An 11,422-nucleotide genomic window follows, 5' to 3' on the forward strand; every position below is an offset into this window, starting at 1 on the left:
TTATGGAACATGAAAGCAACATTGACAATAGCTCTCTTAAATTTCTTCGCAAAGACGCTCTTGAGCGCCTCGAGTGGAATAAAATAACTAAATTTCTTTCCGAATTCTCAACTTCTCCTCACACAAAAAAGCATTTGTTACAATTAGATCCTTGGCTTGAAAACAGTGAAAGAGATTTCTTTTTCACAACAACAGCTGAAATGCTTGAATTGACAACCCAAGGAAACAGTTTGGGGCTTGAATCCTTTGATTTAGAGATGTTTGCGAAACCTTTAAAACGAGGAGCATTGCTCTCCCCTCTCAGTTTATTTCAAATTCTCATTGTTTTAAAACTTTGCCATATACTGCAAGGTTTTTTTAGATTCGAAAAAACGAGAATTCAACGCTTTCCAAAACTTTATGAATTGATTTCATCTTTATCAGCACAGATGAATTTACAAACTAAATTACAAAAAAGCGTTGATATTGATGGAAATATTCTTTCTTCAGCATCACCTGAGTTGCACTCTGCCCGCAGCCGCCTAGAAAATGCTAAGCGGCGGATTGTTGAGCATCTCGAAGAAATCCTTAGAAGGCAAGAAGTGAAAAACGCTGTGCAAGACAGTGTTTGGATGTTACGTGATGGACGTTATGTACTTCCAGTTAGAGCTGATCGTAAAGGTGATATCGATGGTATCCCACGAGGTGTGAGCCAATCAGGCTCAACGGTTTTTTTAGAACCCCATGCCCTAGCTCAACAACATACGCATCTTGAGAAAGCACAAAGCGATGTTGAAATAGAAGAACAGAGAATCATTAAGGAACTCTCGAAAGATTGTTTCCTTGCCTGTGACGAAATTTTAAATTCAGCAGATATTCTTACCCAATTAGATAATATTTCCGCACGCACACGTTTTGCTGGAGCGATCACTGGAATTCAACCAATCTTTTTAACGGCTAATGAGTATACAAAACGTTTTTCTTTAATCGAAGCAAAGCATCCGCTTTTTATACTCGAAAAGAAAAATTGTATTCCAAACGATCTTGAATTAAAACCACAAAAAAATGAAGAAATCTCTCCTAAAATTTGGGTACTTAGCGGTCCCAATGCGGGTGGTAAAACAGTTGCTATGAAGACCGTAGGTGTGACTGTTTTAATGGCTAAAGCAGGTCTTTTTGTTGCGTGTGAAAAAGCAGAAATGCTCGATTATGAAAATATATTTGTTGAATTGGGTGACAGGCAAAATCGTGAAGAAGATCTTTCAACATTCTCGGGACACCTCGCACAAATTAAAAAGGTAACAGAAGCTGCCAATGAAACTTCACTTATTTTACTAGATGAAGGATTTGTTGGAACCGACCCTGCAATTGGTGTGGCCATGGCAAGAGCAACTCTTGAATTGTTTGCTGAAAAACAAGCAACTGTGATTATCACAACCCACTTTTCCAATTTAAAAACCTTGGCTGATGGTGATTCGCGGTTTTATAATGGCAGCATGGAATTTGAGCCGCATAAACTTTTGCCAACCTATAAGGTTTTATCTGGCATTCCCGGACAAAGTTATGCCATTGAGCTTGCAGAACGCATGGGCTTAAGTAAACAAATTATTGAAAAAGCTCGCCAATATTATGGCAACGAATCGCAAAGAATGGAAAATATTCTCCGCGATCTCCAATTAAAAAGAATTCAAATAAAAGAAGAATTAAGTCAACAAGTCGAATTGAGCAAAAAATTAGAATCGGAATTAAAAGCTTTAAAACATGAACGAGAAAAATTGTCAGAGTTGCGCAATGACCTTGTCAATGGCTACCGTAACAAACTGCAAAAACGCTTAAATGCTTATGCAAACAGACTCGACATCCGTGAGCGGCAATTTGAAAAACAAAAAGAAAGTTTATTACAAGATTTAAAACATGAATATGCAGAAAAATTAAAAAGCGTTGAAGGCTCTGCAGAACAGGAAAATACTTCTAGCACTAATAAGTATACAATCAACACAAAAGAAGCAATTCAAAAAGATGCTGCGAAACCTCAAAAACTTTCTGGTTTCGAAGCTCTAGCAGGTTTAAAACTGCCAAAGAAAAGTAAGACAGACGATAAAAATAGTTTTTCAACCCTTGATGAACGTGCGCAAAAATTTCGGGCACCCCGTCATATGTCAAGCCGCTCACTGCTCGATGAAGCACGCGAGAGTCTTGAGCTGTTAAATGATTCATTTGATGATATCGAAGAAAATTTAGAAGATGACATACGCTCACTTGAAGATCTTGAGCAAAATACCAAAGCCAAAGCAAAGAAAGCTACAGGCACAGCTCAATCCATCCAAGCCCAAGGACGCACAGCCGATCACTGGCAAGTGGGTATGAAAGTAAAATCTGCCAAATTTAAAGAAACAGGTACTGTCCTCCGCACTGCGGATGGCAAAGGTCAGGTCGAATGCCAATTCGGTATAATGAAAATAAAAATTCCTTTCCATGAATTGAATGAATCGGATAAACAAAACAACAAAGTAACAAAAAATTCTTTTAACACAAATCTTAAATTTAAGACAAAGAGTCAAGTAAGTACACAAAAGAAATTCAATAATGTCCACGACAGCGAAATCCCGCCCACTCTCCAACATTCTGGTAACACTATCAATCTCCGTGGTAAAACCGTTGATGAAGCCCTCGATAAACTCGACATAGAACTCGATAAAATGAGCCGGCTTGAAGTCGATCGCGTCGTGATTATTCATGGACACGGCATGGGCAAAGTCAAAGAGTCTGTGCGAAAATTTCTTGAAAGCGCAAATTATAAATTAAAATTCAGAGGTGGTCGCCAAGGTGAAGGTGGTGATGGTGTGACAATCGTTGAATTTGAAAAATAGGGGTTTAGCGAAGTATTTTTCTGGGATTTTAAATTTATAAGTTTTCATTTTTTATTTTAATCCTCGGTAAAAGAAACAGCATCCTTTCAGGGCAGTGGTTTTTCGAAGTGTTTTTCGTGAGATTTTAAATTATAAGTATTCTGATTAATTTTTAAATCCTCGGTAAAAGAAACAGCATCCTTTCAGGGCAGAGTTGCTGGCCGCAAATGCCCTTCAAGAATGCTTTTCTTTTACCTAAATTTCAGCCTAGCTATGATCACTTATATTTTAAAATCGTTTTTTTAGTTCACTTCGTGAGTATTGTTCAAGCTTTTCTTCGTGTATATTTTGCTAAATACTCATAGCGGAAAAATGTTTGAAAAATCTATCAATTAAATATTATTTTTAAAGATATATAGTTTTTAATCCAAAAAAGATTTAAACTCAATAGCTCCAATCACATTGCTGCTGTTTCAAATGTTAAAGCACCAATAAGAGGAGAATTCTTTCCGTATCTCCATACAAGTGACAATATGAGCTGCAATGAATAGAAAATTTCTTCCCTTTCATTAGTTTCTAAATTTATACCTTGCTCATTCACTTTTTTCCCGCTCGGAAATTGTGAAAAAAACCATACACTAAATGGAACGCCGCCTTGTACGTGTAAAGATTTTAAAAAACGCAAATCATCCATGGGATTGATGAAACAGAGATTGGAATGAGATGGGAAAGCAGAGACAAGCTGCCTTTTTCTATTCAATAAAAACTTCATATTCTCTTTATTCTGATAGTCTATTATTGCTTTTATACGTAATTCGCCACTTACGCTGTCGGGCGGTAAAACTTGGAGGATGTCTCCATTGGGAATGGAATTTAGCGGTGCAATTCCTTCTGCTATAGTTAGCTTTAATTTTTCTCGATAGTTTGCTGATAGTTCTTGTTGAGAAAAATTAGCATAAATTTCATATGCCCTTTGAAATAAAAACTTTGGATCATTATGTGAGTCATTTTCTTCTTTTTTATAAAAAAACTCTACTTCAATTCCTGCTTTGTATAAAAATGCGTTATAATTAATTTCTTCTAATGTAATATTACCAATTTCTTTATCAATTTTCACAGATCCTTTGAGTGAATATAAGTTTCCAATTGGAAATCCAGCCGTCAATTCACAGGTAACATTGAAACCATAAAGCTTTTCCTTATGGATAAGAGAAAGTCCAATATTATTTTGACTATCCGCAGATAATTTAAAATTTCCAAAGTAAATTTCTCCTTTAGGTGATTTCAAATCTCCACTAAAATTCAATCTGATCTCTTGCATAAATTCTTTTAACACACCCTCAGCTTCCATCTTAAGCTGGAGATTAATATCTTTTTTAGAAACTATCATATTTGCCGCATTTGGATAATTTCCAGTTCTTTGCACAGTCAAAGTTCCTCTTTGGAACGTTAATTTTGTGTGGCAAATGCCAAAGCGGGTGACAATCACTGACGATTTACCCTCAATGGCACCTAGATTAAATGAAAAAACGGGATTGATGACGTCTGAATTATAATCATCATGACTATTTCTAGTTAAATCATTGGTTGATTTAGTTTCTTGCTCCAATTGCTTTTCTTTCATGTATTTATTTATTGAGTATGCAATATTTGCGTCTATTATTGGATCAAAATTTAGAGGAATTTTTCTTCTTCCTAGTAAATTATATTTATCAGATTCATTAACAATTTTTGAACGATTGGGTATGTAGAGTGTTGAACCTTCAATTAATAATGCTGGAGTTAAAATTGGTTTGTAAAAAGGATCGGGGTATTTTCCATAGGGAAAAAGATTATTTATCCAAATATCTTCCCAATATTTTTCATCCCCATAATTTCTACGAGCGATGGAATGTAAAGAGTCACCACGCCGGACAGTGTATAAATTATCACAGCTGTGATCAAAAAAATTTCTGGAATTCCGTTTGCTCTGAAACTGATTCGAAATAAACATAATTGACTTTTCCTTTTATTTTTTATAAGGATTGATAAATTATAAAAACAAGACAATATTTGAGGTTACACAATATGAATTCTTATAAAAAAAGCAATAGAATATATAATATTATCGCTGCAGTGCTCTTTATTGCTGCTCTTATTGTTCTATTTGTTTTTTTAAAAGTAAAATCTAAAGCGGAACACTCTATCCAAATGGGTCAGTTTGAGCTCACAGAATCCTCAAAAAAGTTATTAGAAGCTGCTACCGATATGCAGATAGCAAACACGACCGAAGATCCCAAACTCGCACAGGAATATTTTGCTAACGCACTCGAGAAATCCCCTGACGATCAAAAATGGGGAGTTTATTACAATATGGGTCTACGTTTCCAAATGACTCAAGTATATAATAAAGCGATAGAAGCATTTACGAAAGCTATTGAGTTAAATTCCCAATGCGTTTATTGTTACAGCAGTCGAGGAAGTGTTTATTCTAATTTAAATCAATTTGATAAAGCTTTACAAGACATTTCAAAATCAATAGAAATTCAACCTACCTATCAAGCATACTATAATAGACATAATATTTATAGTAAAGATTCGAGTCAACGCGATAGAGCGATAGAGGATTTAAAATCGGCTATAGCCCTTGAAAAAAGTTTTACAAGAGCATACTATAGCCTTATTATTATATTTTTAAATGATAAGAATTTATCCGAAGCACAATTTTATACAGACAAATACGGCCAAATAGTCGATAGTAAAAATGATTTCGAGTATGCAAAATATATATTCATTCGTTCGCTTTTATACTTTGACTCAGATAAGTATGATTTATTCTTAGAGTACTTTATCAAAGCCTCCAGCCTTAACTCGAAATTCATTAAAGAAAAAAGAGAACAAATATATTATAAAACTATAAAACCTATGTTTCATAATGCAATTATTCTTTCTATGGATAACAAAAACTATGCACAGGCACTGCTATTTGTTCAGCAAGCATTGGAAGCCGCTCAAGCTAATAATGATAATGACAAAGAATATATTGATGGTTTAAAATTAAAAATCAAAAATTTAGAAGAAATGGCTAAGGATTCTTAAGTAGGGTTCACACCGGTATATCAGGTGGACAATTTTCCTGAGCATTAATTTTAATATAATTTTATAATCTTAAAATCTTGTTTTATTTTTACATTTATCTTTACATTCATAGCATTAAACATAATTGACTTTTCCTTTTATTTTTTATAAGGATTGATAAATTATACGAACAAGACAATATTTGAGGTTATATAATATGAATTCTTATAAAAAAAGCAATAGAATATATAATATTATCGCTGCAATACTCTTTATTGCAGCTCTTATTGTTCTATTTGTTTTTTTAAAAGTAAAATCTAAAGCGGAACACTCTATCCAAATGGGTCAGTTTGAATTCACAGATTCTTCAAAAAAATTATTAGATGCTGCTGTTAATTTGGAAGTTGCAAAAATAACGGAAGATCCCAAACTCGCACAGGAATATTTTTACAAAGCTCTCGAGAAATCCCCAGCCGATCAAAAATGGGGAGTTTATTACAATATGGGTCAACGTTTCCAAATGACAAAAGAATACTATAAAGCTGTTGATGCATTTACGAAAGCTATTGAGTTAAACCCTCAATGTGCATACTGTTATGGCAGCCGTGGAAGCGCTTATGCCAATTTAAATAAAAAAGAAAACGCATTCAAAGACATTGCAAAATCTATAGAAATCAAGCCAACCTATCAAGCATATTATAATAGAAATACTATGTATAATAATGACCCGGACCAGCGTATTTTGGCGATAGAAGATTTAAAATCGGCAATCGCCCTCGAAAAAAATTTTACAGAAGCTTACTATAGTCTAATCATAATGCTTTTAAATGATAAGAATTTATCCGAAGCACAAATTTATACAGACCAATATGGCCAAATTGTTGATAGTAAAAATGATGTCGAGTATGCAAAATATATATTCATCCGATCGCTTTTAAACTTAAGCTTAAATAAGTATGATTTATCCTTAGAATACTTTATAAAAGCTGCCAATCTTAACTCGAAATTAATTAAAGAAAAAAAAGAACAAATATATTATACGAATTTAAAGAAAATGTTTCATAATGGAATCAAACTCTCCATGGATAACAAAAACTATGCACAGGCACTGCTATTTGTTCAGCAAGCATTGGAAGCCGCTCAAGCTAATAACGATAATGACAAAGAATATATCGATAATTTAAAATTTAAACTCAGCAATTTAGAAAAAATGGCTAAGGATTCTTAAGTACGGATCGCATCGGTATTTCGAGTAAACAATTTTCCTGAGGCTTGATTAAAATATATTCTTATTTTCTAATAATCTTATTTTATTTTTACATTCATAGCATTAAACATAATTGACTTTTCCTTTTATTTTTTATAAGGATTGATAAATTATAAAAACAAGACAATATTTGAGGTTATACAATATGAATTCTTATAAAAAAAGCAATAGAATATATAATATTATCGCTGCAGTGCTCTTTTTTGCTGCTCTTATTGTTCTATTTGTTTTTTTAAAAGTAAAATCTAAAGCGGAACACTCTATCCAAATGGGTCAGTTTGAATTCACAGATTCTTCAAAAAAGTTATTAGAAGCTGCTACCGATATGCAGATAGCAAACACGACTGAAGATCCTAAGCTCGCACAGGAATATTTTGCCAAAGCACTCGAAAAATCCCCTGATGATCAAAAATGGGGAGTTTATTACAATATGGGTCGACGTTTCCTTATGACTGAAGAATACAATAAAGCGATAGAAGCATTTACGAAAGCTATTGAGTTAAATCCCCAATGTGCATACTGCTATGGCAGCCGTGGAGATGCTTATTCCGATTTAAATCTATATGAGAAAGCACTCCAAGACATTGCTAAATCCATAGAAATACAACCAACCCACTATGCGTATTATAATAGACATTATATCTATAAAAATATTTCAGGCCAACGCAATAAAGCGATAGAGGATTTAAAATCGGCTATAGCCCTTGAAAAAAGCTTTACAAGGGCATACTATAGTCTCATAATTATGTTTATAAATGACAATAATTTATCCGAAGCGCAAATTTATACAGACAATTACAGCCAAATTGTCGATAGTAAAAATGAAATAGATTATGCAAATTATATACTCATTCGTTCTCTTTTAAACTTAAACTTAGATAAATATGAATTATTCTTAGAGTACTTTATAAATGCTGCCAATCTTAACTCAAAATTTATTAAAGAAAAAAAAGAACAAATAAATTATAAGACTATAAAAAATATGTTTCATAATGCAATTATTCTTTCTATGGATAGCAAAAACTATGCACAGGCACTGCTTTTTGTTCAGCAAGCATTGGAAGCCGCTCAAGCTAATAATGATAATGACAAAGAATATATTGATAATTTAAAATTAAAAATCAAAAATTTAGAAATCATAATGAAAAACACTTAAACAAAAATAAAATTTTCTTTTATGTCTAAAACAGTAGATAAAGAAAAATCTATAAAATTATCAATATTTATATATTAAAAAAATTGTCTTAAAGGCAATGACAAAACATAAATCGTAAGATTATATTATAATCTTTCAAAACCGCTTTAAATCGACAGAGGTTTCCTTTGTTTCTTTATGTATACTGTTAAAAACATAAACAAACAAATCACATTTGTCACCTTAACACCGATGAGTATTGCGCCTTAAAACCCTTAATGCTGCGAATATGTCAAAAACCTACTTGCTTTTATAAAACAATATATGAAATAATATTTCTAGAAACTTTTATAAAAATTGAATAGGAGGTTCCCATGAGTCGTGAAGATCTCTTAAGCGTGGAAGGAACTGTCACCAACGTTTTTGCTGGTGGAAAATACTCAGTGAGTTTAAAGACTGGACAAACCATTTCAGCTAAAATTTCAGGCAGGATGCGTAAGTTTCAAATCAGTGTTATCATCGGAGATAAAGTAACGGTTGGATTGTCACCATATGACGTAAGCCATGGCTTGATCATTTCACGTGAAAAACTTTCAGCCAGAGGTCGCTAATTTAGGTACACTCTTCTTATAGCTTTACTAATAAATATACTTTTCACTCCATTCAATTTTTAAAATTAATTATTTAAAATAGAATATTTTTTTCAACCACATTATTGTAACAATTTAATTATCAACAATCGGGGATTGTTCTAATTTTTGAATACTCGATTTCGTATTTGACTGTAAATAAAGCCAGCACATTCCTAATAATAAAAGGAAGAAAAATAGGATATAATAAATGGATCTCTTTTTAAATCTTATTGACATTATACTCCTCACTTATAACGGTTATAAGTCATAAAGCATTTAATTGTTTTTTTCAACTTATTTTTATCAGGCAGTAAATTCAGTTGCTTTTGAATGGAATAAGCTTTTGAAATTGAGCAGAAGTCAAATAATAGGTTAGGGTTTTTGCAACGGCATAACCGAGAAATCCACCCGCTATAACATCGCTTACAAAATGATAATGCATGCCGATTTGGCCAATACAAACAGTGATCATAGGGATAATGAATAAATATTTATATTTTGGATAATACAAAAGACAAACAGTACAGAACGCAAATGTGACTGTTGTGTGTCCTGATGGAAATGAAGAATTTGCTTTTTGAAAAAACTGAAAACCATACACATTGTTCACTAAAAGTGAAGGATTGTTGTTAAACCACGTATCTGCCCAATAGCGACCAAACAGATATTTTAAGATATCTTTTATTTGGGCTGCTAAAACAACTGAAAGTGTAGCGCAAAAAAACATCTGAAAAAGCTTATTATGCATAAATTTCTTAACAATAAATATAAAGAGAATTACATAGACTGCTAATATTGGCAGAATAATATTAGGTGTAGCAGATAAACTCTTTAAGACAATAGATTTATTTATGTGTTGTTCTTCTATAAAGAAGACAACACTTTTATCAATAAAATAAAAAGAAAAAATAATTGAAGCAAGCACAACTAAAAAAATAACAAAATAACGCAACTCGACCTCCTCAGAAAATTATTTATGATCTTGCAGTGCATGAATAACTTTGCTCCTGCTCTCACTCGTTTTATTGGAAATATGCAAATGCACATCTCTTTGTGGAAATGGAATTGTGATACCAGAGTTTTCCAAAGATTCCTTGACGATTTTATTGAGAGAGTAATTTACTTCCCAAAAGTCATCATTTTTAGTCCAGCATCGTAATAGCAATTGAACACTGTTTTCACCAAGCGTTGTGACGACAACCAAAGGAATGGGATCTTTTAAAATCTTTTTTTCAGATTCCGCAATATTCATAAGCAATTTACTAACAAGATCGAGTTGATCTGCATATGATACGGTAACAAAAAAGTCAAGTCTTCTTAAGCCATTACGTGTATAATTTTTTATTGATGCATTCCATAATAAATTATTTGGCACAAACAAAAATAATCCATCGACTGTTTTTAATGTAGTGGTAAATAAATTGATCTCAATAACCGTACCAGAATTGGTATTGCACTCGATATAATCGTTTATATTAAAAGGACGTAAAAAAATAAGCATGATTCCCGAAGCTATATTTTGCAATGTATCCTTTAAAGCCAATGCGAGACCAAGTCCAGCAGCACCAATAAATGCAATAATACCATTCGTATTTGCTCCAAATATATTCAAAATGACTAAAATAGAAATAATAAATGCAGCATATTTTATCACTGTTATAGTGATTGGCATTAGGGTAGGATCAATTTTTTGCACCTTGTGATTTGTTTTTACGAGTCCTTTAATTAATATTACTCGAATAAAATATATAATCAGAAAAGAAACTACCGATAAAGTTAAATTGGTAGCAAAATGGATCAAAATTTTTGAATCAATATTAATAAATTCCAACATCTATGAGTATTTCCTTCTAAATTAGATTTATAAAAAACTTTAAATTTTTTGAAATAAAAAATCGCTCAAAGAAACGACAGATCAGAATACAAACTTAAATCTTGCATTGCAAGCAAATCGTGTTTTAGCACATCTATCATCAATTTGTTAAAATTATTAAATGAGTTCACTTGTATCATTCTCCAGATGAAAAACCAGAAATCCGACTGTTCTTAATTTTATTAAGAAGCAAATGAGATTTTAATTTTAAAGTATATTTATTTTTAACTTGTTCTATAAATTTTCCTTTAAGCTCTTTTGCATACATTTCGATTCGCTCAAAATCTAATATTGCCGAAGTGCCAAAACTTTCTTCTAATTTGTTCCAAGAGACAACCCCCATTATTTCAAGTCGATTACTTGATATGCCCATTTTTTTTAAATTTTCTTGCCCAACTTTTGCTTGAGCTTCTAAATTAAATTCAACTTTAACTTTGTTTGAGTTTTTGCATGGAATTATATTTGTACATGAAACTTCTACGATCCACGTATCCCCCTCGAAATCATGAAAAATCGAGTTTATGAGTAACCAAGGAAATTTATGCTCTGGTAACTGTCTCAGAGGATCTCCTGTGCATATTTCTTCTAATTTCTCATAACGTTGATTATGCCAAAATGCCATTTTTCTCT

The 11,422-nt window shown here is 32.3% G+C and carries 9 protein-coding genes; 5 read left to right on the top strand and 4 right to left on the bottom strand.

The window, feature by feature from the left end:
- The first annotated feature begins 2 nt into the window (after nucleotides 1–2).
- Nucleotides 3–2,849: an endonuclease MutS2 gene (locus H7355_RS13635; protein WP_186648646.1), complete on the top strand. Its 2,847-nt coding sequence runs from the start codon at nucleotides 3–5 to the stop codon at nucleotides 2,847–2,849.
- 436 nt (nucleotides 2,850–3,285) lie between these two features.
- Here the strand turns inward: H7355_RS13635 and H7355_RS13640 are convergent, their stop codons facing one another.
- Complete coding sequence (locus tag H7355_RS13640; protein WP_186648648.1) at nucleotides 3,286–4,821, bottom strand: LysM peptidoglycan-binding domain-containing protein; 1,536 nt, start codon at nucleotides 4,819–4,821, stop codon at nucleotides 3,286–3,288.
- Nucleotides 4,822–4,895: 74 nt separating this feature from the next.
- Here H7355_RS13640 and H7355_RS13645 point away from each other — a divergent pair, with 74 nt between their 5' ends.
- The 4 genes from H7355_RS13645 to infA all read left to right on the top strand — a co-directional run bounded on the left by H7355_RS13645 (nucleotide 4,896) and on the right by infA (nucleotide 8,898).
- On the top strand, nucleotides 4,896–5,906 hold the full coding sequence (locus H7355_RS13645; RefSeq protein WP_186648650.1) for a tetratricopeptide repeat protein: 1,011 nt from the start codon (nucleotides 4,896–4,898) through the stop codon (nucleotides 5,904–5,906).
- 196 nt (nucleotides 5,907–6,102) lie between these two features.
- On the top strand, nucleotides 6,103–7,113 hold the full coding sequence (locus H7355_RS13650; RefSeq protein ID WP_186648661.1) for a tetratricopeptide repeat protein: 1,011 nt from the start codon (nucleotides 6,103–6,105) through the stop codon (nucleotides 7,111–7,113).
- 184 nt (nucleotides 7,114–7,297) lie between these two features.
- Complete coding sequence (locus tag H7355_RS13655; protein ID WP_186648672.1) at nucleotides 7,298–8,308, top strand: tetratricopeptide repeat protein; 1,011 nt, start codon at nucleotides 7,298–7,300, stop codon at nucleotides 8,306–8,308.
- A gap of 353 nt (nucleotides 8,309–8,661) precedes the next feature.
- A complete protein-coding gene (gene infA, locus H7355_RS13660) occupies nucleotides 8,662–8,898 on the top strand; it encodes a translation initiation factor IF-1 (RefSeq protein WP_130607568.1) in 237 nt (78 codons plus the stop codon).
- A gap of 337 nt (nucleotides 8,899–9,235) precedes the next feature.
- Here infA and H7355_RS13665 read toward each other — a convergent pair whose 3' ends face one another.
- From H7355_RS13665 to H7355_RS13675, 3 genes are all read right to left on the bottom strand, one after another.
- A complete protein-coding gene (locus tag H7355_RS13665) occupies nucleotides 9,236–9,871 on the bottom strand; it encodes a phosphatase PAP2 family protein (RefSeq protein WP_186648680.1) in 636 nt (211 codons plus the stop codon).
- Between the two features lie 18 nt (nucleotides 9,872–9,889).
- On the bottom strand, nucleotides 9,890–10,753 hold the full coding sequence (locus H7355_RS13670) for a mechanosensitive ion channel family protein (protein WP_186648687.1): 864 nt from the start codon (nucleotides 10,751–10,753) through the stop codon (nucleotides 9,890–9,892).
- 175 nt (nucleotides 10,754–10,928) lie between these two features.
- Nucleotides 10,929–11,414: a hypothetical protein gene (locus H7355_RS13675; protein WP_186648689.1), complete on the bottom strand. Its 486-nt coding sequence runs from the start codon at nucleotides 11,412–11,414 to the stop codon at nucleotides 10,929–10,931.
- Between the last annotated feature and the right edge of the window lie 8 nt (nucleotides 11,415–11,422).

Source organism: Fluviispira vulneris (assembly GCF_014281055.1).
GTDB classification, from domain to species: Bacteria; Bdellovibrionota_B; Oligoflexia; order Silvanigrellales; family Silvanigrellaceae; genus Silvanigrella; species Silvanigrella vulneris.